The organism is Ruegeria sp. SAZA006 (assembly GCF_059613465.1).
The window spans coordinates 66,203-89,805 of record NZ_JBXWSO010000017.1 but is presented as its reverse complement, the minus strand read 5'-3'; the positions used below and the strand labels follow the sequence as shown (position 1 = coordinate 89,805).

Here is a 23,603-nt window from a genome sequence, read left to right as displayed (position 1 = left end):
GTGTTTGTTGGTCCCCGTCGAAGCCAGACAGCGCCGAGCAAGGTCATTTTGGATGTGGTTTTTTGAATTCTGTGCATCCCCATGCGTTCATTCGGCACCAGATTCCAATTTAGGTCAATGTTCGAAATCGTCATCAAGTGCACAAAAACGACATTTGCAGAGAAACCTGAGCCGTGGCCGCCGGGGCTGGTATCGGCAAGTCTGATTCTGGAACTTGTGATTCCCTTTTCCGACGGGTTTCGGCCCAGAATCCCTTATGTGGCTGAAAATAAACGACTTCGGACGAGGTTTTGGCGCGATGTCAGTGATTCACTCAGCCATGGCTCGGATCGACGTTATGCCATTGCTTCATCCGGGCACGGCACCACGTGCGCTGGCGTTTGGCGTATTGGCGTGTCGCAATCGTTGCTCTTTCGCGGGCGTCGGCCAAGGTCATCCGCCCTTCGATGTGGGCCATCAACTCAGGTACTCCGATGGCCTTGCATGAGGGCAGGTTCGGGTCGTACCTGTCGCGCATCGCCGCAACTTCGTCCAGGGCACCCGCCTGCAACATCTGGTCAAAGCGCGAATTGATGCGCGTGATCAGCCAGTCTCGCTCGGGCGTCACGACGATTGGAAACGCTTGATCCAGGGGCAGCAGCGGTGGCGGCGTGTCGTCCTGCCAATCCGCCAATGTCCGGCCCGTGGCTTGCTCGACCTCCCAGGCCCGTTGCACACGGGCGCGGTTGCGCGTGTCGATCCGGTCCCGTGTCCTTGGATCAATCCCGGCCAGAAGCTCGGGCAGGGGGATCGCGTCCGCAGTCTTGCGCAACTCGGGCGGCGTTGCCGGGATGTCCGCCATACCTTCCGTCAAGGTCGAAAAGTAAAGGCCCGTACCGCCCACGATGATCGGACGCTGCGGTCCTGACAAATAAGTCCGCACCTCGCGCAGCCAGTGGCCGGCCGAATAGTCTTGATCAAAAGCGACATGGCCATAGAGAGCGTGTGGAGCCCGAGCTTCTTCGTCGATCGAGGGTCGCGCGGAAATGATGCGCCAGCAGTCGTAAATCTGGCTGGCATCCGCATTGACGATGATCCCGCCCGAGTGTTCGGCGATCTCCAGTGCAAGAGCCGATTTGCCCGATGCGGTCGGCCCCATGATGAGGACCGGAAGATCGTCGGGAATGGGCGGAAGACTGTTCAGCAAATTGCGCGCTGTGTTTTCAGCCATGAGTGTTTGCCCTGTTCCTTGACCATCCGCATTGAACCCGCGGTGGTTTTGCTTCATTTTGCGCCGGAAAACAAAATCGTGCCAGCCCGGAGCGCAACATGACCCTTTCTGCCACCAACACAACCGATGAAACCCCCAAGACGACATACAAACGCGTCATGTTGAAAATCTCGGGCGAGGCGCTGATGGGGGATCAGGGATTCGGGTTGCATCCCCCGACCGTTCAACGCATCGCGCAAGAGGTGAAGTCGGTTCATGATCTGGGCGTCGAGATCTGCATGGTCATCGGCGGCGGCAACATCTTTCGCGGCCTGTCGGGCTCGGCCCAGGGGATGGAGCGGACGACGGCCGACTACATGGGCATGTTGGCCACGGTGATGAACGCGCTGGCGATGCAGTCCGCGCTTGAAGGGCTGGGCGTATTCACACGGGTGATCTCGGCCATCCGGATGGACGAGGTGTGCGAACCCTACATCCGCCGCCGCGCCGTTCGGCACCTTGAAAAGAAGCGGGTGTGCATTTTTGCGGCTGGAACCGGCAACCCGTACTTCACCACCGATACCGCCGCGACGCTGCGCGCCAACGAAATGGCCTGCGAGGCGATCTTCATGGGCAAGAACGGTGTCGACGGCGTGTATGACAAGGACCCCAAGATCCATGCCGATGCCGTCCGCTATGACTCGGTGACCTATGACGACGTTCTCGCCAAGCGTTTGAAGGTCATGGATGCTTCGGCTATCGCTCTGGCGCGCGACAACAATCTGCCGCTGATCGTATTCGGGTTGGACGAGCCCGGCGGGTTCCGCGGAATTCTGGCAGGCGAGGGGACCTATACCAAGGTTCAAGGCTAGCCAAAGGTCCGACCGAACAGCCCACATTAGTTTGCCTGGCGCCCGACTCGGTTCGGACGTTAGGTAACCCAACGCCTTCCGGTCCGCTGAAAATGCTCGGTGTGACCGGTATGCGTGTCGCTTTTGCCCGCCGGAAAGTCTCTGGCGGCTGACCGAAAAAGCGATCTTTCCCTGATCAAAAGCGCATTAAAGTGAGAGGAGAGAGAATGTCCGACAATTCAGATGCCGACTACGAGGTCGGCCAGGACAATATCCAGGTCATGGGGCTGGATATTCACAATCCGGTTTTTGCCGTGTCTGGCCTGACCATCATCGCCTTCGTCTTCTTTTCGTTGGTTTTCCGCGAGCAGGCTGCCGATTTCTTCGGCTGGTTGCGCCCCGCGCTGACCAACCGGTTCGACTGGGTATTCATGCTTTCGGCCAACATCTTCGTCGTGTTTTCGTTGCTGCTGATCGTGACGCCGCTGGGCAAGATCAGGTTGGGCGGCGACGATGCGAAACCGGACTACAGCTATGCGGGTTGGTTCTCGATGCTGTTCGCCGCTGGCATGGGGATCGGGCTTGTTTTCTGGGGTGTGGCCGAGCCGATCTCGCACTATGGCGCATCACTTGGTGGTGTCGCCGTGGGCGAGGACGGCCTGCGCACCGACTGGGCACCGTTGGGCGCCGGGCTGGAGGATCCCGACGCATCGCGGAAGCTGGCGATGGCAGCCACGATCTTTCATTGGGGCATGCACCCTTGGGCGATCTATGCGGTTGTTGCGCTGGCCTTGGCATTCTTCAGCTTCAATCGCGGGCTGCCCTTGACGATGCGTTCGGTCTTTTACCCGCTGTTCGGCGAGGCCACTTGGGGCCCGCTGGGGCATGTCATCGATGTGCTTGCGGTCTTTGCGACCATCTTCGGCCTGGCGACCTCGCTCGGCTTGGGGGCGACACAGGCGCTGGCCGGTTTGAATTATCTGTTTGATGTTCCGGTGACGGACGGGATGAAAGTGCTGTTGATCGGCTTGATCACGGTCTTCGCCCTGATCTCTGTGATCGCCGGACTGGACAAAGGGGTCAAACGCCTGTCCGAGGCCAACATGGTGCTGGCGGCGCTGCTTTTGTTGCTGGTCTTGATCGTGGGGCCGACCATGGCGATCCTGACCGGCTTCTTCGACAGCATGATCGAATATGTCGTCGCGCTGCCGGGCCTGTCCAATTGGATCGGTCGCGAAGACACGAACTTCATGCAGGGCTGGACCACCTTCTACTGGGCGTGGTGGATCTCCTGGTCACCGTTCGTCGGCATGTTCATCGCACGTATATCGCGCGGGCGCACGATCCGCGAGTTCGTGACCTGTGTCATCCTGATCCCGACGCTGGTCGGCGCCCTTTGGATGAGCGTTTTCGGCGGAGCTGCTCTGGATCAGGTCATGTCCGGCAATGGGCAGGCTCTGACCGATGCGGCGCTGGAACTGAAGATGTTCAAGATGTTCGAGGCCTTCCCGATGGCTGGTCTGCTGTCGTTCGTCGGTATCGTTCTGGTGGTTGTGTTCTTCGTCACAAGCTCGGATTCGGGTTCGCTGGTGATCGACACCATAACGGCGGGCGGCAAGACCGACGCTCCGACGGCTCAGCGCGTATTTTGGTGCGTGCTGGAAGGGGCCATCGCGGTCGTACTGCTGCTGGGCGGTGGGCTCGGCGCATTGCAGGCCGCGGCCATTGCCACCGGCTTTCCCTTTGCGATCGTGCTGGTCTTGATGTGCGTGTCCATCTTCATCGGTCTGGTGAACGAACGCCGACGCAACTGAGCGTACCGCCACTGACAGAGGGCCCCGGTGACGTCACCGGGGCCTTTCTTTTCATTTCTGACTGCCTTCGAAGAAGCCGACCGAATTGCCGTCGGGATCGACCGCATAGAAGAACCGACCGGCCGGGATCTGGATCGGATCCGAGACAACCTGACCTCCGGCATTCTTGACTCTGGCCATGATCTCTTCAGCCGTGCCCTCTGCCGCCAGATGAAGGGTCGGACCGGTACCATCTTTTGCTGGCTTACCCGGATACAGATGCAAGGCCACGCCCGTTGCCGGGTCAGCGGGGCGGAACATGGCCATGGGGTTCGGGCCGGATGTGTCGACCGCAAGTTCTGCCCCCGTGGCGTGGGCATAGAATTCTACCGCCTTGTCCAAGTCGGAAACGGGCAGTTCGCCCCACACCAGAAAATCCTTTGGAAGATAACTCATCTTTGACCTCTCTTGTCTTGAGTGCCGCGAGTTTGGCATGCGCTGATGACAGAAGCTGGCATCAGACGCCCGGCTTGACCGCGCGGGGTTGGCCGGGCTAACTGACGGCGTTTGGTCCCGTCATCCCCGTGCGGGCTGCCGAACTGCCACGGCGATACCCGCGGCTGGCTGGAAGACCTGCCATGTATCGGAGTTGTCCGGTGTCATGCGCGGGCGGAACTTCGGAACATTGGGCATGACAACAGAAGGATTGTGCGATGGGCACTCTGGATATCGATTTCGTTCGGGCGCAGTTTCCGGCTTTTTCCGAACCCAGCCTGAAAGGGCAGGCATTCTTTGAGAACGCGGGCGGCTCCTATACCTGCAAACCCGTTCTGGATCGGCTGACCCGCTTCTATACCCAGCGCAAGGTTCAGCCATATGCGCCCTACGAGGCCAGCCGTCTGGCGGGCGAAGAGATGGACGAGGCACGTGCCCGGATGGCGGCTCTGCTGGGCGTGGACACCGACGAACTGAGCTTTGGCCCTTCGACCACGCAGAACACCTACGTACTGGCGCAGGCATTTCGGCAGTGGATGAAGCCGGGTGAAGCGATCGTGGTGACCAACCAGGACCATGAAGCCAACTCGGGCCCCTGGCGGCGCCTTGCCGAGGACGGCATCGAGGTTCGCGAATGGGAAATCGACCCGGAAACCGGTTCGCTGAATCCGTCCGATCTGGAAAACCTGCTGGACGACAAGGTGCGGCTGGTCTGCTTTCCCCACTGTTCGAACGTTATCGCCGAGATCAACCCGGTCACCGAAATCACTGCGATCGCGCATGCGGCCGGGGCATTTGTCTGCGTGGATGGTGTTTCCTACGCACCGCACGGCTTCCCGAACGTGGGGGACCTTGGGCCGGATATCTACCTGTTCTCTGCCTACAAGACCTACGGACCGCATCAGGGCTGCATGGTGCTCCGGCGCACGCTGGGCGAGTTGCTGCCCAATCAGGGGCATTTCTTCAACGGAGACGTGCTGTACAAGCGGTTCACGCCGGCCGGACCGGACCATGCTCAGATTGCCGCCAGCGCCGGCATGGCCGACTATGTCGAACAACTCTGCGACCACCACGGCGGCCCATCCTCGGGGGCTTCTGCGCGTGGTGCGTTTGTCCACGACCTGATGCGTGCGCACGAAGTTGAGCTTCTGCAGCCGGTTCTGGACGCGCTCAAGGATCGCAACGCGGTGCGCCTGATCGGCCCGTCCGATGCCGAACGACGGGCTCCGACCGTGGCCTTGGCCGTCAACCGCAACGCCGAAAGCGTGGCGGCTGATCTGTCCGAACACGGCATCATGGCCGGCGGTGGTGATTTCTATGCGGTTCGCCCGCTGACCGCCATGGGTGTCGATCTGGGGCAAGGTGTTCTACGGGTCAGTTTCACCCACTACACCTCGCGAAACGAGATCGACCAATTGCTCGAAGCATTTGACCGGGTTTTGTGATCCGGTAACAGTTCCGCCCCGTAGACTTATGAAAACGGGGCGGAAATGGACAAAGAGCAGTCACCAATCATTTTGTGGTTCCGGCGTGATCTGCGCCTGAGTGACCATCCGGCTTTGGCTGCGGCCGCGCAGACAGGCCGACCAGTGATTCCTGTTTTCCTGCGCGATCAGCTGGTCGATGACTTGGGCGCGGCTCCGAAATGGCGGCTGGGCCTCGGCCTTTCCGCATTGTCAGACAGCCTCGAGCGCAAGGGCAGCAAGCTGATCCTGCGAAGCGGCCCGGCGCTGGCCGCGCTTGAAGACCTGATACGGGAAACGGGGGCAACTGACGTCTATTGGTCGCGGGCCTATGATCCCGAATCCATCGGGCGTGACACTCAGATAAAGGCTGCGTTGTCCGCGCAGGGCGTAACCGCCAAGTCCTTTGCCGGGCATCTTTTGTTCGAGCCATGGACGGTCGCCACACAGGCGGGTCAGCCGTTTCGTGTTTTTACGCCCATGTGGCGGGCTGTGCGCGGGAGAGAGGTTGATGCTCCCAAGTCGGCACCCTCCCGGATCGCGGCACCCCGATCATGGCCGCAGTCGGACGTGCTTGAGGCCTGGAACCTTGGCGCGGATATGCGTCGTGGCGCAGCGGTCGTGCGGGCTCATGTCGAACCGGGTGAAGCCGCCGCATTTGCGCAGCTGGACGAATTCACCGAACGGCTCGACGCGTATCCCGCAAAACGCGACGATCTGGGCGATGACGGAACGTCCGGACTGTCCGAGTACCTTTCGTTGGGCGAGATCAGCTCGGCAACCATTTGGCACCGGGTGCAGAGCACAGGGTTTTCCGGCTCGTCCGGGGCCGAGGGCTTCTTGCGCCAACTCGTCTGGCGCGAGTTCGCATATCACTTGATGTACCACACACCGCATCTACTGAGCGCAAACTGGAAGCCGGAATGGGATGCGTTTCCGTGGAACACAGACGCCGACACCCCCGAAGTTCGAGCCTGGACGATGGCGCGAACGGGGATACCGGTGATAGATGCGGGCCTACGGCAGATGTACGTCACCGGGCGGATGCACAACCGCGTCCGCATGATCGTCGCCAGCTACCTGACCAAGCACCTGATGACGCACTGGAAGATCGGCATGGATTGGTTTGCGGACTGTCTGGTCGATTGGGATCCGGCGGCGAATGCCATGGGTTGGCAGTGGGTTGCGGGGTCGGGGCCGGATGCCTCGCCGTTCTTTCGTATCTTCAACCCGCAGACCCAAGCCGAGAAGTTTGACCCGACGGGCGCCTATGTGCGCCGATGGCTGGCCGAAGGACAAAAGAACCCGCCCGAGACGGCGCTTGCCTATTTCGATGCGGTGCCGGTGTCGTGGGGACTGTCTCCGACGGATGCCTATCCTGATCCGGTCGTTGATCTGAAGGTTGGGCGTCAGCGGGCGCTTGCCGCCTACGAAGGCCGAAAACACCAGTAAGGAATTGAAAACTTGCCAGAAACGGAATCCCGTCCTAGCCTGCTCCGACCACCGCACAGGGGAGAGCGGATGATCCTGACGACGACAGAGGGGCAAAAAAACCTGCCCAGATATTTTTCGCAGGTCTTCAAGATGCTGCAGCGAATGGAGTCCGGACGGCTGGACATCGCGCTGCCGGACGGGCGCGTGTTTCGCAACGAAGGTGCCAAACCCGGACCTGTCGCCCGCGTCGATATTCACGACCCGGATGTGTTCGCCCGGTTGATCCGTGAAGGCGAGCTCGGCTTTTCCGACGCCTACCTTGAAGGTGGGTGGAGCACACCTGACCTGCGCGCCTTCATGGATCTTGTCCATCTGGGCACCGAGACGGTCTATGATGATTTCACTGGCAAATTCTTGGTTCAGGCCTATGAACGCCTGCGGTTCTGGCTGCACCGGAACAACCGAAAACAGGCCAAAAAGAACATTTCGTACCACTACGATCTGGGCAATGATTTCTACAGCCTGTGGCTGGACGAGACGATGACCTACTCCAGCGCGCTGTTCGAAACTGGCCAGGAAAGCTTGGAAAAGGCTCAGACGGCCAAATATGCCAGCCTGGTCGACGAGATGGGAGCAAAACCGGGCGACCACATCCTTGAAATCGGCTGCGGTTGGGGTGGCTTTGCCGAATACGCCGCCAAGGAAAGAGACCTGAGGGTCACAGGCCTGACCATCAGCCAGGAACAGTTGAAGTATGCGACACAACGCATAGAAAAAGCTGGACTTTCCGACAAGGTGACCTTCAAGCTGCAGGACTATCGCGACGAGCGTGGGCAGTATGACGGCATTGCGTCGATCGAGATGTTCGAGGCCGTTGGGCAAAAGTACTGGCCGGTCTATTTTCAAACGGTCCGCGACCGGCTGAAGCCAGGCGCACGGGCCACGCTTCAGATCATCACAGTGGCCGACCGCCGCTGGGACGTTTACAAAAACGGCGTTGATTTTATTCAGAAATACATCTTTCCGGGCGGCATGTTACCGGCTCCGACTGTGCTGAGGCAGGAAATCCAGCAGGCCGGTCTCGATGTGGTCAAGTCGAAGGAGTTTGGCCCAAGCTATGACCTGACCCTGCGGCGTTGGTACGATACGTTCAACGACAAATGGGACCAGGTGGCTGCGATGGGCTTTGATGAGCGTTTCCGCCGCATGTGGAATTATTATTTGACCGCCTGCGGCGCAGCCTTTGACACGGGCAATTGCGATGTGACACAGATCACCGTAGCAAAACCCAACTAACACACGGAAATATCGGAATGCCGACAGCCTCACGTCTTGTTGCCGCGCTCAGTCTTATGGTGGTGGCTTTCCTTGTGTCCGGCATGATCATCGACAACGGCGAAGAGGGAAAGGACTACGGCTACTTTACCTATGTGAACCTGGTCCTTGGTTTTTTGTGTGGTTGGGTCATCATGGGCAAACGGGCGGGCCGCGGCTGGACTGCAGCCGTGAACAATGGCCTGACCGGAGTGGTTTCTCTGGTGTTTTGGGGCCTGTTCGTCCAGGGCACGTACGAGATGTTCCGGCTTGCGATGCGTCACCGATATGACGGGCCATTCGAGGCATTGCTGGCCATTTTCCAGATCGGTGTGGATTTCGGCAAGCAACTGATCTCGCCCGAGATCATCGCGACCTTGGCGATTGGTGCGCTGCTTTCCGGCCTGTTTACCGAAGGCGCCTCGCGGCGCTGGAACTGACGCCCTAGTCACGAGCCTACGATGACCAATCTGTTTTTCTACGGCACATTGCGGTATTTGCCGCTGCTTGAACTTGTTTTGGGTCGCTCGGGACAGGATCTTGCGGCCGAGCCGGCGATGCTGCCGGACCATGCGGTTCACGCGGTGCAGGACCAGGCCTTTCCGATGATCCTTGAGGCGCCCGGCGCAGCGGCACGGGGTATCTTGGTGCAGAACCTAACTGCGCAAGACATCGAACGGTTGGCCTTCTACGAAGGTGGGTTCGACTATGACCTGCACGTCAAAGAGGTCGTCCTTGAGAGCGGACCGAGCGTTTCCGCCCAAGTCTTCTTTCCCGCTCCCGGGTTATGGACGCCGGCCGATCCCTGGTCGTTGGAACAGTGGGTGTCCGAGTGGGGCGCGATGACCCTTTTGGCTGCGGATGAGGTCATGGGGTATTTCGGCAAGGTCGATGCCTCTCGGATCGCGCGCAGCTTTCCAGCCATTCGCACCCGGGCCTGGGCCAAGCTTGCGGCCCAGCAACGGAGAACCGGGGATGGTCGCAGTGTCCGCGATGATGTGATCGTGCACCGCCACACGCGCGCATACATCGACTATTTCGGGATGGAAGAAATCGAACTGCAGCACCGCCGATACGATGGGTCGATGGGGCCGGTTCTCAATCGGAATGGTTTGATGCAGGGTGCTGCGGTCGTGGTGCTGCCGTATGATCCCCTGCGCGATACGGTCCTTTTGGTTGAGCAGTTCCGAACCCCGGTTTTCTTGATCGGCGACCCCGAGCCTTGGATGTGGGAGCCGGTCGCCGGCATGATCGATCCCGGAGAAACCCTTGAACAGGCAGCCCACAGGGAAGCCATGGAGGAGGCGCAGGTCTCGTTCTCGCGGCTCGAATATGCAGGCGGTGCCTATTCTTCGAGCGGATCGTCCACTGAATACATCCACCTTTATGTTGGGATTGGAGACCTGACCGCCTCGATCAACAATGGTGGCTTAGCAACCGAGGGGGAGGACATTCGCAGCAGGATTCTGCCGTATGCCGAATTCATGGATATGGTTGACCGGCATGTCTTCAAGGACCTTCCTCTATTGTCCTTGGCGCATTGGTTGGCACGCAACCGCGATCGGTTGCGGGGATGACTATCCCGCCTTGTGGTCGGCGCAGGGCACCTGTACATCTGCGAAAACGCCAATTTACAAGAGGGTGCCATGCGCATTGCACGAGACCTTGCTGACGCCGTAGGAAAAACTCCGTTGATCCGGCTGCGCCGTGTCAGCGAAGAAACCGGGTGCGAAATCCTTGGGAAGGCCGAGTTCATGAACCCCGGTCAGTCGGTCAAGGATCGCGCGGCGCTGTTCATCATTCGCGACGCCATTGCGCGCGGCGATCTCAAGCCCGGCGGGACGATTGTCGAGGGGACCGCGGGCAACACGGGCATTGGTCTGGCGCTGGTCGGCGCGTCGATGGGGTTCAAAACCGTGATCGTCATCCCGGAAACCCAATCGGAAGAGAAGAAGGACATGCTGCGCCTTGCCGGGGCTCAACTGGTTCAGGTTCCCGCCGCACCCTACCGGAATCCCAACAATTTTGTGCATTACTCGCGGCGGCTGGCCGAGCAGTTGGCCAAGACCGAACCCAATGGCGCGATCTGGGCAAACCAGTTCGACAACGTCGCGAACCGTCGGGCGCATGTCGAGACCACTGGGCCGGAAATCTGGGAGCAGACCGACGGCAAGGTCGATGGATTCATCTGCGCGGTCGGATCGGGCGGAACGCTGGCCGGTGTGGCCGAGGCTTTGCAGCCCAAGGGCGTCAAGATCGGTATCGCCGATCCAATGGGCGCGGGTCTCTATTCCTATTACACGACGGGTGAAATCGCGATGGAGGGTGGCTCGATCGCCGAGGGGATCGGCCAGGTCCGCATCACCAAAAACCTTGAAGGGTTCAAGCCCGACCACGCCTACCAGATTACGGACAATGAAGCGTTGCCCTATATCTTCGATCTTCTGCGCGAAGAGGGGCTGGTCATGGGTGGGTCCACCGCAATCAACATTGCCGGCGCTGTGAGGCTGGCCAAGGAAATGGGTCCGGGTCACACCATCGTCACCGTGTTGTGCGACTATGGCACGCGCTACCAGTCGAAACTGTTCAACCCCGACTTCCTGCGCGAAAAAGAACTGCCGGTTCCAGAGTGGATGACCGAGGCCCCGCGCAGCATCCCGGGTGTTTTTGAGGACGTATGATGCTGCGGCAGTTTCTGGTTTTACTGGCATTTGCGTTTGTGGTCGCAATTGGCGCCGCAGGCGGAGCCTCGGCGCAGCTGACCGACCGTCAAAGCGAGTACTACCAGGGATGGCTCAGCACCGCCGAGCGTGCCGAGAAGGTGATCGAAGCCAATCGGGCATCTAATGCTTCGATGGAGAAATTGCGTTCTGAAATAAGTGGTTATCGGGACGACTTCAATCGCGCGCGAAGTGCGAACACAGACCGCATTCAAACGCTGGAAAGCCAGCTCAAGGCATTGGGGCCCAAACCCGATGACGGATCTTCGGAACCTGAGGACATCGCCAGCTTGCGAGAAAGCCTCGAGCAGCAACTCAACAGCCTGAAGGTACCGCGGATCATCTCCGAAGAGGCCTACAGCCGCGCCAACGGCCTGATCAGCGAAATTGATAAGATCATCCGTGAACGGCAGCGGAAAGAGTTTCTTGAGCGCGGGCCATCGCCGCTCAACCCGGCGCATTGGGCACCTGCCTGGGTGGACGTGACCGAAGCGGGCCGTGCGTTGATGAACGAGACGAAGGCCAACATGCGTTCGGCCGTTGTCCGCGAAAAGCTGAAAGGGAGCGGCCTTGCCATCGGAATACTGCTTGCGGTGGCAGCGATCCTGCTGCTGTTCGGGCGATCATGGTCGGAGAAAGCGGGGGACTATCTGCGGCGGTTCGGAGGCTCCGGACGAGGCGTGTGGACATTCGTCGTGTCGCTGTTCCGGATCATCCTGCCGTGGTTCGGGGTTGTCCTCATCGTTCAGGCCGTGGTCATGACCGGAGTGCCGGGGTTGCGCGGCACATTGCTGATCCAGGAAATTCCATATTGGGCCGCGATCATCCTGTTTTACGACTGGATCGGTCGTCAGGTCTATTTTATGGGCGAAGAACGGGGTTTCAAAGTCCTGTCGGCAAATACGATCAAGGAACTGCGGGTTTATCTGGATCTGCTCGCGCTGATGCTGATCCTGCATGAACTTGGCCAATTGTTCGAACGGATCGAAAACACGTCAGAGGCTACTCGCGCCGTCGTCAGTTTCCCTGTGATACTCGTGACAGCCCTGTTGCTGCTGCGGATCCGCCAAATCCGCCGCCCCGAAGGATCCGAGGATGAGACTGAGCAGGGCCAGTCAGCACGGGCTGCCGGGTTCAGTCAGCTGGTCGAGCTGCTCCGCCGGGCGCTGTTTTTTCTGGGCATCGCAAGCGTTGTCCTCGCTGCCATTGGCTATACCAATGCCGCCGAAGCGATCGTGTTCCCATCGGTCAAAACGCTGGTCCTGATAACGGCCATCGTCATCTTCCAGCGGTTCATCAGCTCGATCTATGGCTGGCTGACGGGGCAGGGCGACGCGGCCAGCGACTCGTTGTTCTCGGTGCTCGTCGGGTTCGCTCTGGCCATTCTGTCGTTGCCTATTCTGGCGCTGTATTGGGGCGCGCGCGACTCGGATCTGCGCGAGGCGTGGTCCCGCCTTCTGATGGGATTTGACATCGGCGGCGTGACGATCTCGCCCAGCAACTTCCTGACTTTCGTGGCCGTGTTTGCGATCGGTTACATGCTGACCAGACTGCTGCAGAGCGGTTTGCGCAATTCGTTGCTTCCCAAAACCAGCATCGATCCGGGTGGGCAGAACGCGATCGTCGCTGGCACGGGCTATGTGGGAATTTTCCTTGCAGCACTGGCCGCGATCATTGTCGCGGGCTTTGATCTGTCGTCACTGGCGATCGTCGCGGGTGCGTTGTCTGTGGGCATCGGTTTCGGATTGCAGACAATCGTGTCGAATTTTGTTTCGGGCATCATCTTGTTGGTCGAACGGCCGATTGCCAAAGGGGACTGGATCGATGTCAACGGGATGATGGGTTATGTGCGCGACATCTCGGTACGCTCGACGCGGGTGGAAACCTTTGACCGGACCGATGTGATCGTTCCGAACTCGGACCTGATCAGCGGCGTGGTGACCAACTATACCCGCGGCAATACCATCGGACGGGTCATCGTTCCGGTTGGCGTCGCCTATGGGACTGACACTCGCAAGGTCGAGAAGATCCTGGGCGAAATCGCGAATGAGCATCCTATGGTCTTGGCCAACCCGGCACCCAACGTCGTGTTCCAGGGGTTTGGTGCGGACTCGCTGGATTTCGAAATCAGAGCCATCCTGCGCGACGTGAATTGGGTCCTGTCCGTAAAGTCGGACATGAACCACGAAATCAACCGGCGCTTCACCGAAGAGGGGATCGAGATTCCATTCGCACAGCGCGATCTCTGGCTGCGCAACCCCGAGGTTTTGGTGCAACCTGCCAACAAGGCAGCGAAGCCCCAACAGTCGGATCAACAGGAACCTGTTGAGACCGACGACTCAAGCTCGGCGCCGATGGGCCTGACCGAGGCCGACATGGACGGAGACAACGGCGAAGAGCTGTAGTCAGAGGACTACAGCACCATCTCGCCGGCTGGCCGAGACCGAAGCGACCCCGCTCAATCGTTTGGGGTGGGGGCGCTTCAGGCAACTTGCGTATCCCTTGGATTTCCACGCAATCGGCCCTTGCAAATCCCTGTTCGTTGGTCCAAATATCGCCGGCACGGAGAGGTGGCCGAGTGGTCGAAGGCGCACGCCTGGAAAGTGTGTAGGCGGGAAACCGTCTCCAGGGTTCGAATCCCTGTCTCTCCGCCATTCACCTTGAATACCCACAGTTTTTGCGCACCGCGCGAGATCGGCCTTGCTTTGACCCCGGCACGTTGGGCGAAGATTTGTTGTGTGCTGGGATCCGTACTGCCGAGCGGTGAGGGGTTGTACCGAGACTGTTACGTATCGGGGAACTGCACGGCCAGTTCTTTGCTTTTGGGGACGGCTTGGCAGGTCAGAACTTCACCCCGCGCGATGTCGTTCCGATCGAGGGCCATGTGCGCCCGCATTTGTACCTGACCCTCCGTCCGAATTGCGCGGCATGCGCCGCAGACGCCTGACTGGCAGCTGAAGGGCGGCGCCAGTCCCGCTGCGATGGCGGCCTCCAGGATCGTTTGCCCGGCCTCAATGGGCACCTCGCGGGTTTCCCCATCAAGCGTCACTCTTGCTGTGGCCGCCATGCCAAATTGGTTCGTGTCCTGAACTGGGTCGGCGCCGAAGCTTTCCATGTGGATGCGTGCATCGGGCACATCCAGCGCGTTCAGCGCTGCCCGGACGTCTGCGTTCATGCTGCCTGGGCCGCAGATCCAGTAGTGGACGTCCTGCGCGATGGGGGGCGTCTCGTCGATTGCCGCCTTGATCGCAACCGAGTCAACGCGGCCGGTTCGCCAGGGGCTGAACCAGCTCAACAGTGATCGGGCCGACAAGACATGGCGCAGGGTGAACCGGTATGGGTTGGCCTCGACGAGGGCGTCCAGCGCTTCCCGAAACAGAATCTCATTCTCGGACCGGTTGCCGTAAATCAGATGGGCGACGGAATGTGGCTCGTGATCAAGCATGGCTCGGATCATCGCATAAAGCGGCGTCAGCCCGCTGCCCGCGCCAAAAAAGTAGTGGGTACGTCGTGCAGTTGCGTTGGGTTCCAGCGTGAAGCGGCCAAAGGGTGGCATCGCCTCGACCGTATCTCCGGCGCGCAGGGTGTCGCCGATATGGTTCGACACCAATCCCCCGGAAACGCGTTTCACGGTGATCCGCAGCGCTTCGTTTGGCGGGTTCGAGATGGTGTAGCATCGCCGCTGCTCCTTCCCGCTCAGGCCGAAGCGCAGTGTCAGATGTTGGCCGGGGGACCAGCGAAACAGTTCGGTCAATGCGGGTGGTACGTCCAGCACGACTGTGGTTGCTTCGCCACCGATTTCAGGCCGGATTTCAGCCACGGACAAGGGGAAAAATTTTCGGGTCACGAGTGGTCCTTTCCTGAGCAAAAGACGGCCATCTTCAGTCAGCGATAATCCATGGTGGTGTCCAGCGCGCGGATCACCCATTTTCCGCCTTTTCGTTTCAGCGAAAAGCGGTTGGTTTGCCTCATCGTACCTGCGTGACCCTGCCAGTCGTAGTTGACTGTGGTGACCGCTGTTGCTGTGGCGCTGCCCGGCTCTTCTGTAGTCACGATCCGCGGGGGTGCGCGGTCTGTTTCCACATATCCCTGCAGCGCTAGGACAGATTCAAAGCCGGTGTCGCCCTTTCGCTAGGCCCAATCTGCCACCGAATAGCTAAAGTGATCATCCGGCTGGCCCTGACCATATTTTACGGTGATTGTGTGGATCGCTTCGGGATCCCAGTCGCTCCACGCGATCTGAGAGTTGGGGACAGAGACCTGACGTTCGGCGATGACCTTCGGGTCGCTGCCGCGCGCGGCGAGAGCCAGTCCGCCTGCCAGGGCGATCCCAGCCAAGGTGGCAAGAATGCGAAGTCTCACAGGATGACCTTCTGGTTCTGGGCATTTGGGCGCGGGATGATTGGTGCCGGCCCGGAGAGGGCATTTTGGGAGAGTGTTTTGGGCCTGGTCATGTCTCGGCCTCAGCTTTCGCCATGAAGTCCAGAACAACTTGCTGATGCTGCAGAACCGGGCCTTCTCCGACAGAGGCGGGGCCGACTTCAAACAACGGGCTTGCCAAGGATTTCTGTTGCTGTTCGCAGGCATAGACATCTTCGGCCGTGAAATCGCCCGATGCCATCGGGTCATCTTTGCCCAACGCATCGTCGCTTTTGTATTTGGGGCCACCGAAGTCACGCCAGAACGCGTAAGATGACCATTGCTGCCGCGAGTACTCCCACGCCGACGCGCTGGCCAATCTGGTGCGGTTCTCCACACGTGTTCGGTCGGGCGCGAGGGGCGTGATGATGAAGATGTTCCAGCTGTCTTCACTGCCAGCCAAGCCAATGCCCGGAAACAGCATCGGCACCCAGGCGCCAATATGCGGTTTCGGGATTACCCGCGGGGTGGGCAGGTTTTTCTCGAGCGCGCAGGCATAGTCTGACGAGGGCGGCTCCAAAAAATGATAGTGTGGACCTTCCCAGCCGTATTCTGCGCGGCCATGGTCATACATGTGAAGCGTGTTCGAATGCAGGTGGCTCAGGTGATAGACGTCGATGTAGTTCTCAACCACGATCTTCCAGTTGGCGCGGATCTCATAGCTTTGGCGGGCTTCGCCGTATTCGACCATTTCTTCGGGCTTGTGCGGGCCCAGCAACGGATCCACGGGCCCGAACCACTCCGCAAGGCTTGGCGCCTGCGGATCAGGGTGCACGAAGATCATCCCGCGCTAGAGATCGACGCTCGCGGGTTTCAGCCCGAGGCAAGACTTGTCGATGCCGTCAGGATATTCGCGGTTTTCATCTGGGACTGAGATCAGGTTGCCTTCCAGATCGTAGGTCCAATCGTGATAGGGGCAGGTCAGTGCCTTCTGCGTTTTGCCCACTGCACGGATCAATTGGATTCCGCGGTGACGGCAGATGTTGTGGAACGCCCGCAGCCGACGGTCGCGCCCCATTACCACGAAGATGTTGTTCAAACCCGCCTGAACCGAGATGTAATGTCCGGGCTCGGGTACATCCTCGGCAAACCCAGCATATCGCCAGGTGCGAGAGAAGATCAGTTCTTGCTCGCGGTCGAACCAGTCCTGCGCTGTATAGGCAGAGGCGGGAAGCCGGTGATACACTCGTGTCATGAAAACCTCTCAGACCAGCCAGGCCGGATAGATGGCCGGTGCGATGTCGGCGGTAACCATCAGGCCGCCTAAGACCATCCAAAGAACAGTAACGGTCCAGAACAGGAGTGGATCGGTGTCGCGGTTGACGGCATCGATCAGGAAAGCTTGGCCGCTGCGGATCGAAGGTATGGCCCACCAGAGGAATACCAGTCCCCAGGGCCACTGGAGCCCCAGCCATGTGGCCACCAAAAGAACGGGTAGGGCTGCGTAGTTGATCAGTCTGGGAAGATTGATCATGCGTCACCCTCCAAGCTTGCAAGCAACGCCAGCGCCGCCGCTTTCAGATCGTCGCGCCACTGGTCCGGTGGCGAAATCGGGACAAGCGCGTCGATGTTTTGAGCGCAAGCGGTTACTCCATGGGCGACGGCCCGAATGCGTTCGGGAGGTGCCGATGGATATGCGCGTGCCAGAACACCTTCGATGACGGCCAGAAAGTCTGCGTAGCTGTGAGACAGTTTGGGGCCCAGGTCAGGAATGCGTTCTGCGGCCGTTGCCAAAGCTTGCCAAGCCAGCATCAGCCGGGGATCATGGCCGTGCCCGTCGTCAAACAGGGCATCAATCAACTCAGATGGCTCACCCTGCGATTCGAATTGAACCGAGACCGCCTCTGTCACTTCGGCAAAAGCGTTGATCACGTGGTCTGCCAATGCCGCCGTCATGTCATCCCGGTTTCCCAAGTAGTGGCGCAACAAGGGCCGTTTGACACCAGCCTCTGCCGCGATGCGTTCTTGTGTTGCGCCTTCCAATCCGAAACGGGCCACACAGGTCAGATAGGCATCGAGTATTTCAGCGGATCGTTGGTCTTTGAGCGTGGGCCGGGGCATTGGGGCTCCTTTATTGTCAATTTTGACAAATAACTGCAGCGGATAAGTTGTCAATAATGAAAATTAACAAAGCAGGGTTGAGGGCAGGCAAAAATCAGCCTGTCCCTGCTCAGGATTTGGCATAATGGGATGGTCGTCCGTGTCGGGTCACGTCAGATCATACGACCGTTTCGCGCAACTGCGTCCGCGACGACGTTCTCCCACGCGGAGTAGACCCTCTCTGGAGAAAGAAGCGCCCTTAACTCATCGGATTCGTTTGCCATCCCCGCGCGGGCTGTCGGGTCATTGATCAGACGAATGGCGGCTTCTGCCAATCCGGTTACGTCGCCGGTCGGTACCAGATAGCCATTTCGCCCGTGGCGGATGAATTCGGACGGACCATAGTCACAATCGAATGACACGACTGGGATCCCGCTGACGACAGCCTCGGCGACAACATTGTGAAACCCTTCATACAGCGAAGACCCAACCACGATATCGGCGTCGTTTGCCCATTCTCCGACCCGGGCCGTATTGCCGGGCAAATGAACGCAACCCTCAAGACCGAGAGACTTGCGCAACCGCTCGAGTGGGGGACGCTCGGGGCCTTCACCATAGATCGTCAGGGTGGTCCATGGGCACTCGGCATGGATCTTGGCCATGGTCTCCAGAAGAAGGTGAAAACCTTTCTGCGGCACCAGGCGACCAACCGAGACCAGGTGACGCGCTTTTTCGGAGTTCGACACCTGCGCCCTTGTGAAGGGCTCGATCGGGTTTGGTATGACCCGACCGCGACGGCGGAGCGGGCCAGGCAGATCCTTCAGACCTTTTTGTGTCAATGCAACGACAGCCTTCGACCTTCGGCCCAGAACGGATTGCAATCGCGCCCATCCGGGGTGTGCGTCCTGTAGACGTGGGTTGTTCCGTTCCGAAATGATGACCGGCAGCTTGGAGTCCAATGTGGCGATCAGGGTAACTACATTCACTTTGGTCAGAAACGAAATCACGACATCGGGTCGTAGGTCGCGAATGACCGAACGTACGTGCGTGATCCTGTTCAACTGTCCGCGCCTGCCTGATAGCGCACTGGTCCGCACTTTTTCATTCATCGAGAAATAGGGACCGTTTTCCGGCATGCTGAACGCCGTTGCGTGAACCTCGCAACCGCGTTCCACGAAATGGTTCGACAACATGGCGATGACTTTTTCCGCACCACCCGGACCGAACCCTGCCTGCACAAAAAGCAGCTTTAAACCATTCAACGACACATTCCCCCGCCGAAAATGGTAATTTACGCAGGGTAATTGAGCAAGCTTGAGGTGATCTTTGCCGGAAATGTGCGCAAAATCTGGCGGCAATAGCCGAACTCCGGCCGATTGGATCGCAAAGCGTGTTGTCAGAGCAGTAGGTGTTCGAACCGGTTACTTGCTGTGGCCTGTCATGTCGTACAGGGCTGAAATCTGTTCGGCGCTCAGCTGTCGAGGGTTCAGGCCTCGGGTCAGCAGGGCGAGTTTTGCGGTTTCCTCCAGTTCTTCCATTGCGAAACTGGCCGCCCAGATGTCTTTGCCGGCAACCACAGGGCCGTGATTGGCCAGCAGCACCGCGCTGCGCTGTCCAGCCAATCCCCGGACCGCGTTGCCCATTTCAGGGTCGCCGGGCAGGAAGAATGGCAGCAATTTCACCCGACCGACCCGCATGATTGAATACGGGGTCAGCGGCGGCAGAACGTCCTCGGGGTCAACTTCGGGAAGCATGGACCAGGCCACCGAATGCGTCGAGTGGAGGTGGACCACAGCCCCGGTCTGCTGCCTTGTGTCGTAGAAGGCCGAGTGCAGCGGGACTTCCTTGGTCGGCAAGTCGCCATCAATGTGCTGAAACCGGGCATCCAGATGGCTGATCCGCGCCGGGTCGAGAAACCCCATCGAACTGCCGGTCGGCGTAACCAGGATCGTTCCGTCGGTCAGCCGGGCCGAGATGTTGCCCGACGCACCGCAGGTCAGTCCCCGGTCGAACATCGACTTTGCAAGCAGACAGATTTCTTCCCGCAGCTTCGCCGCCTCGCTCATTGTTGTTGCTCCATTCTGTTCAAGGCGTCCGCAAAGAAATCGGGGCCGCCGAAATTGCCCGATTTCAGAGCCAGTGCAATGGACGGGGTGCCGGGCAGGAGTACCATGGGAACGCCGGCGGCCAAGCGGGGGCCGATCTGCAACTGCTGCGCGCGCAGACCCTGGACAACCGCGCCCGAAGTCTCACCCCCAGCAATGACCATCCGTCGGAAGCCCGCGGCCCGCAGGCTGCGGGAGAGATCGGAGAACAGGTTTTCGATCGCTGCAGATGCCTTTTCCTTGCCGAAGGAGTCCTGTGCTTGCCTCACGACTTGTGGATCGGCCGAAGAATAGATCAGCGGCGGTTGTTTCTGCTCGAGCGCCCAGTTGACCAATTCTTCCACCGAGATCGAGCCGCTGACCGCGTCCCGCGCCGTGACCTCACGGTGTGGGGCGACGTCCCGGAAGCGCGCGACTTGCTCTCGGGTGGCGCGGCTGCAGGATCCTGACAGCACGATGCCGGGCCCGGACACTCCGTCCCACTGTGGGTGTCGCGGTTCGAACCCAAAATTTGCCGGCAACCCTAGCGCGATCCCGGACCCGCCGCAAAGGAGCAGGGTATCACGGGCAGCCTTGCCGATTTCCAGCAGGTCTGCGTCGCGGATTGCGTCGACGATCGTATGACCTTTGGGAGGCAGGGCAGACCGAATGGCCGCAGCCCCCTGCATGACCACCAAGGCGGCCACATGATGGATCGGACGGGCGGACTGAGCGGCCAGCAGACGCCGGAGATCAGGGTCGGTCATCGGTGTCAGTGGATGGTTCTGCATGCCGCTTTCACTCAGCAACTTGTCCTGCACGAACAGATGCCCTTGGTAAACGCTGCGCCCATTTTCGGGAAAAGCCGGACAGACGATCGTGGTCGGAGCGTTCAGCCTTTCCGCAAGCGCATCCAGAACCGGACCGATATTGCCCTTTGCGGTGCTGTCGAAGGTCGAACAGACCTTGAAGACGATTTGCTGCGCACCCTGGGACAGCAGCCAGTCACAGGCTGCCAGACTGTCGCGCACCGCCTCGTCAACCGGGGCCGTGCGCGACTTGAGCGCAACCACGGCCGCATCCAGATCTTGGTCCGCGTGGCCCGTTGGGATGCCAACAAACTGGCTGACCCGCATGCCGCCCTCAGCGAGGGTCAGGCCAATGTCGGATGCGCCGGTGAAATCATCGGCAATGACTCCGATCTTCATAGTTTGATCTCTCTGATTGGCCCCGTGTCCAGACGGTTGATGTGGTCGGCCGGTCCCGGGGGGAAAACGGACCGGACCAGCGGATCGTGGCCTGGGATGATCAGGCCGGGGGCGGACGCGAGGCTTTGCAGCTTGTCAAAGCCCTCCAGCATGTCCTGCAGGTCGACCACAATGGGGAATGGTTTTCGGGCCATGAAGTTCTCGTAATAATGCGATGCGTCCGAGGCCAGAACCATCCAGCCGCTGGCAGTCCGGACACGTACGCATTGCAGCCCGCGGGAGTGGCCGCCGATGCAATGGACCGTGACTCCGTCAGCCAACTCGGCGTCGCCGTCATGGAAAACCACTTTGCCGGAATAAAGCCGCTTGACCGCCTCGCAGATATGACCGGCCGAAAATGGCGCGCGCAGAGTGTCGTGGCACATGCAGGGACCCGTGGCAAAGGCCATCTCGGCCGCCTGCATATGCAACGTGGCGTTTGGAAACAGGTGCAGACCCCCTGCGTGGTCATAGTGCAGGTGCGTGACGATCACTTGCTGAATGGCCTCTGGCGCGATCCCGAATGGCCGCAAGGCATCACGTGGATCCATGGCAATAGGACGTCCGCGGCTCAGCCCTTCGTCGGTGTCATATCCGGTATCCACCAGAATGACCTGAGGGCCGCGCTTGAGCAGCCACAGGTAGTAGTCCATGGCATGAGGGGCCGCGTGATCGTCATCCAGTATGAAACTGTCGGCGCGGGTGCGGGCATTTCTGTCCGCATATTTGATGGCATAGACTTCCCAGTCGTTCATCGCATGACCTCGGAGAACGTGTTGACCTGCTTTCGGACCACCATATCCGAAACCGCCAGATCGAATGTCTTGAAATGCGGACTGTCCAAGTGGATCCTGAACGCTTCGGCGTTCGAGTAGATCTCATACAGAAAAACGATGGCCGGATCGTCCCCTGCGCAGACGTCGAATTGCAGGCACCCGGGCTCGTCGCTCAACGACATGCGCGCGTTGTCCAGCATCAGAGGCAGGAAACGCTCGCGTGTCCCGGGCTTCAACTCGAAGGTTACGGTAACGGCATACATCAGGCGGGCGCTCCTTTCAGACGGGCGAACAGGCGTTTTACCGGAGGCAATTGGCTGAGGATCAGCGCCACGTTCAACACCAGCAGAATTGCTGCTCCGGGTCGAGACACAAATACCGACAGATCGCCATCCGACAGGAACAGTGACCGGCGGAATGTCTCGTCGAACAACCCACCAAGGATGACGCCAATGACCAGCGGCGCAATCGGATACTTCATCAGGTTCATGAAATACGCCACGAAGCCGACCCCCAGCATAAGGTAAAGGTCATTGATACCGCCACCCACACTGAAGGAACCAATCGTGGTCAGAACCATCACGACGGGCAAGAAAACAGTTTGCGGGATTTTGAGAATCTTGATGAAGACCCGCGCGGTGAAAAGGCCCATCAGGAACATCGTCAACGATGCCAGTACCAGGATGGCGACGACCCGCAGGATGATTTCGGGGTCGATCGTGGGGCCGGGGATGACGTTGTTGATTTTGAAAGCCCCCAGCAGCGCGGCCGCAGGTGGCGAGCCGGGGATGCCCAGCACCAACAGGGGGATCAGTGCGCCGCCGATACAGGCGTTGTTGGCGGTCTCTGAACACAAAAGCCCGTCCAGTGAACCTTTGCCGAAGTTCTTCCCATCCTTCGAAACGGTTTTGCCGACACCGTAGCTGACCCATCCGGCAACATCCTCGCCGACGCCCGGCAGGGCACCAACGCCGGTGCCGATCACGCCGGACCTGCCGATGGTGGGCAGGTGACGGCGGACCGTCGAGAGATTTGGCAGGATCGAGCCTTTCAGGGCCATAACCTTGCCGGCTTCGACATGGCGCAGGCCTTCGATGATCTGAGGGATCGCGAAGGCCCCCATGAGAACGGGCACCACCTGGAACCCGCTCAGCATGTAGGACCAGCCGAAGGTGTAGCGGGGCTCGGACAGCAAGGGGTCAAGTCCGACCATGGCCATAGCAAGCCCGATCAGACCAGAAATCCACCCTTTGAGCACCAGGTCCTCGCTCATGAGCGTGCCAGACAGAAGGATACCGAACAGGGCTAGTAGCGCCTTTTCCGGGCTTGCGATGTTCTTTGAAACAAGCAGCAGTGCCCAGACGAAGATCAGGAGCGTGAGTGTGCCGATGATGGTCCCGATGAAACTGGCCGTCGTCGTCAATCCAAGCGCCTCACCTCCGCGTCCGGCCTTGGCAAGCGGGTGACCGTCCATTGCGGTTGCGGCACTGGCTGCGGTGCCGGGGATGTTCAGTAGGATCGAGGGATAGGACCCGCCGTAAATTGCCCCCACATAGGCACCCAGAAGTGCGATCAAAGAGTAATCCAGCGGGATCTTGTTGCCGAAGAAACCGGTCAGAATGGTCACGGCAAGGGTTGCGGTCAGGCCGGGCAGGGCACCGAATGTGATGCCCAGAAAGACCGAAAAAACCAGATAGAGATAGGTCAGCGGATCGACGACCAGCGCAGCGAAGGCATGGCCGAAACCCGCCAGCTGAGACAAGACGAACTCCATGGTC

At 59.7% G+C, this 23,603-nt stretch carries 24 protein-coding genes and 1 tRNA gene; 10 read left to right on the top strand and 15 right to left on the bottom strand.

From position 1 onward, the window contains the following. Positions 1-313 precede the first annotated feature (313 nt). The gene (gene miaA, locus AC2FNZ_RS18315; protein WP_496841536.1) at positions 314-1,210 is read right to left on the bottom strand and encodes a tRNA (adenosine(37)-N6)-dimethylallyltransferase MiaA; all 897 of its coding nucleotides are present in this window, start codon (positions 1,208-1,210) and stop codon (positions 314-316) included. 98 nt (positions 1,211-1,308) lie between these two features. Here miaA and pyrH point away from each other — a divergent pair, with 98 nt between their 5' ends. Both pyrH and AC2FNZ_RS18305 read left to right on the top strand, forming a co-directional pair. Beyond that, positions 1,309-2,061: a UMP kinase gene (gene pyrH / locus AC2FNZ_RS18310; protein ID WP_093961870.1), complete on the top strand. Its 753-nt coding sequence runs from the start codon at positions 1,309-1,311 to the stop codon at positions 2,059-2,061. A gap of 206 nt (positions 2,062-2,267) precedes the next feature. Further along, entirely contained in the window at positions 2,268-3,854 is a 1,587-nt protein-coding gene (locus AC2FNZ_RS18305; protein ID WP_496841535.1) for a BCCT family transporter, read from the top strand. A 51-nt stretch (positions 3,855-3,905) separates the two neighbouring features. Here the strand turns inward: AC2FNZ_RS18305 and AC2FNZ_RS18300 are convergent, their stop codons facing one another. Further along, positions 3,906-4,289 (bottom strand): VOC family protein, encoded by a 384-nt coding sequence (locus AC2FNZ_RS18300; RefSeq protein WP_496841534.1) that lies wholly within the window; start codon positions 4,287-4,289, stop codon positions 3,906-3,908. A gap of 257 nt (positions 4,290-4,546) precedes the next feature. On the opposite strand from AC2FNZ_RS18300, the gene AC2FNZ_RS18295 reads away from it, so the two are divergent. The 8 genes from AC2FNZ_RS18295 to AC2FNZ_RS18260 all read left to right on the top strand — a co-directional run bounded on the left by AC2FNZ_RS18295 (position 4,547) and on the right by AC2FNZ_RS18260 (position 13,913). After that, positions 4,547-5,773: an aminotransferase class V-fold PLP-dependent enzyme gene (locus AC2FNZ_RS18295; protein WP_496841533.1), complete on the top strand. Its 1,227-nt coding sequence runs from the start codon at positions 4,547-4,549 to the stop codon at positions 5,771-5,773. A 45-nt stretch (positions 5,774-5,818) separates the two neighbouring features. Then, on the top strand, positions 5,819-7,243 hold the full coding sequence (locus AC2FNZ_RS18290; protein WP_496841532.1) for a cryptochrome/photolyase family protein: 1,425 nt from the start codon (positions 5,819-5,821) through the stop codon (positions 7,241-7,243). A gap of 69 nt (positions 7,244-7,312) precedes the next feature. Continuing rightward, the gene (locus tag AC2FNZ_RS18285) at positions 7,313-8,521 is read left to right on the top strand and encodes an SAM-dependent methyltransferase (RefSeq protein ID WP_093961875.1); all 1,209 of its coding nucleotides are present in this window, start codon (positions 7,313-7,315) and stop codon (positions 8,519-8,521) included. A gap of 17 nt (positions 8,522-8,538) precedes the next feature. Further along, on the top strand, positions 8,539-8,979 hold the full coding sequence (locus AC2FNZ_RS18280; protein ID WP_093961876.1) for a TrgA family protein: 441 nt from the start codon (positions 8,539-8,541) through the stop codon (positions 8,977-8,979). Between the two features lie 21 nt (positions 8,980-9,000). Continuing rightward, positions 9,001-10,116, top strand: coding sequence for an NUDIX domain-containing protein (locus tag AC2FNZ_RS18275; RefSeq protein ID WP_496841531.1), 1,116 nt, complete (start codon positions 9,001-9,003; stop codon positions 10,114-10,116). A 69-nt stretch (positions 10,117-10,185) separates the two neighbouring features. After that, positions 10,186-11,220 (top strand): cysteine synthase A, encoded by a 1,035-nt coding sequence (locus AC2FNZ_RS18270; protein WP_093961878.1) that lies wholly within the window; start codon positions 10,186-10,188, stop codon positions 11,218-11,220. After that, on the top strand, positions 11,220-13,664 hold the full coding sequence (locus tag AC2FNZ_RS18265; protein ID WP_496841530.1) for a DUF3772 domain-containing protein: 2,445 nt from the start codon (positions 11,220-11,222) through the stop codon (positions 13,662-13,664). The genes AC2FNZ_RS18270 and AC2FNZ_RS18265 overlap by 1 nt, the downstream gene beginning before the upstream one ends. 159 nt (positions 13,665-13,823) lie before the next feature. After that, positions 13,824-13,913, top strand: a tRNA-Ser gene (locus AC2FNZ_RS18260). 131 nt (positions 13,914-14,044) lie between these two features. On the opposite strand, the gene AC2FNZ_RS18255 is transcribed toward AC2FNZ_RS18260, so the two are convergent. From AC2FNZ_RS18255 to AC2FNZ_RS18195, 13 genes are all read right to left on the bottom strand, one after another. Next, positions 14,045-15,106: a 2Fe-2S iron-sulfur cluster-binding protein gene (locus AC2FNZ_RS18255; protein WP_496841528.1), complete on the bottom strand. Its 1,062-nt coding sequence runs from the start codon at positions 15,104-15,106 to the stop codon at positions 14,045-14,047. 38 nt (positions 15,107-15,144) lie between these two features. Further along, complete coding sequence (locus AC2FNZ_RS18250) at positions 15,145-15,342, bottom strand: hypothetical protein (RefSeq protein WP_496841526.1); 198 nt, start codon at positions 15,340-15,342, stop codon at positions 15,145-15,147. 48 nt (positions 15,343-15,390) lie between these two features. Further along, complete coding sequence (locus AC2FNZ_RS18245) at positions 15,391-15,621, bottom strand: hypothetical protein (protein ID WP_496841524.1); 231 nt, start codon at positions 15,619-15,621, stop codon at positions 15,391-15,393. Positions 15,622-15,709: 88 nt separating this feature from the next. Further along, positions 15,710-16,453 carry an RHO alpha subunit C-terminal catalytic domain-containing protein gene (locus tag AC2FNZ_RS18240; RefSeq protein ID WP_496841522.1) on the bottom strand — a complete coding sequence of 248 codons (744 nt, stop codon included), beginning with the start codon at positions 16,451-16,453 and terminating at the stop codon, positions 15,710-15,712. 15 nt (positions 16,454-16,468) lie between these two features. Continuing rightward, on the bottom strand, positions 16,469-16,873 hold the full coding sequence (locus AC2FNZ_RS18235) for an aromatic ring-hydroxylating oxygenase subunit alpha (protein ID WP_496841521.1): 405 nt from the start codon (positions 16,871-16,873) through the stop codon (positions 16,469-16,471). A 9-nt stretch (positions 16,874-16,882) separates the two neighbouring features. Beyond that, positions 16,883-17,152, bottom strand: a complete 270-nt coding sequence (locus tag AC2FNZ_RS18230) for a hypothetical protein (protein WP_093961882.1) — start codon at positions 17,150-17,152, stop codon at positions 16,883-16,885. Next, on the bottom strand, positions 17,149-17,739 hold the full coding sequence (locus AC2FNZ_RS18225) for a TetR/AcrR family transcriptional regulator (RefSeq protein WP_496841519.1): 591 nt from the start codon (positions 17,737-17,739) through the stop codon (positions 17,149-17,151). The genes AC2FNZ_RS18230 and AC2FNZ_RS18225 overlap by 4 nt, the downstream gene beginning before the upstream one ends. 152 nt (positions 17,740-17,891) lie before the next feature. Next, the gene (locus tag AC2FNZ_RS18220; protein ID WP_496841658.1) at positions 17,892-18,956 is read right to left on the bottom strand and encodes a glycosyltransferase family 4 protein; all 1,065 of its coding nucleotides are present in this window, start codon (positions 18,954-18,956) and stop codon (positions 17,892-17,894) included. 183 nt (positions 18,957-19,139) lie between these two features. Beyond that, positions 19,140-19,784: a 3-oxo-tetronate 4-phosphate decarboxylase gene (gene otnC, locus AC2FNZ_RS18215; RefSeq protein WP_170366996.1), complete on the bottom strand. Its 645-nt coding sequence runs from the start codon at positions 19,782-19,784 to the stop codon at positions 19,140-19,142. After that, positions 19,781-21,010 (bottom strand): 3-oxo-tetronate kinase, encoded by a 1,230-nt coding sequence (otnK, locus tag AC2FNZ_RS18210; RefSeq protein ID WP_496841518.1) that lies wholly within the window; start codon positions 21,008-21,010, stop codon positions 19,781-19,783. The genes otnC and otnK overlap by 4 nt, the downstream gene beginning before the upstream one ends. Then, the gene (locus tag AC2FNZ_RS18205) at positions 21,007-21,804 is read right to left on the bottom strand and encodes an N-acyl homoserine lactonase family protein (RefSeq protein ID WP_496841517.1); all 798 of its coding nucleotides are present in this window, start codon (positions 21,802-21,804) and stop codon (positions 21,007-21,009) included. The genes otnK and AC2FNZ_RS18205 overlap by 4 nt, the downstream gene beginning before the upstream one ends. After that, entirely contained in the window at positions 21,801-22,088 is a 288-nt protein-coding gene (locus tag AC2FNZ_RS18200) for a putative quinol monooxygenase (protein WP_093961888.1), read from the bottom strand. The genes AC2FNZ_RS18205 and AC2FNZ_RS18200 overlap by 4 nt, the downstream gene beginning before the upstream one ends. Next, complete coding sequence (locus tag AC2FNZ_RS18195) at positions 22,088-23,599, bottom strand: tripartite tricarboxylate transporter permease (protein ID WP_496841515.1); 1,512 nt, start codon at positions 23,597-23,599, stop codon at positions 22,088-22,090. Before AC2FNZ_RS18195 ends, AC2FNZ_RS18200 begins: the two co-directional genes overlap by 1 nt. Positions 23,600-23,603: the final 4 nt, after the last annotated feature.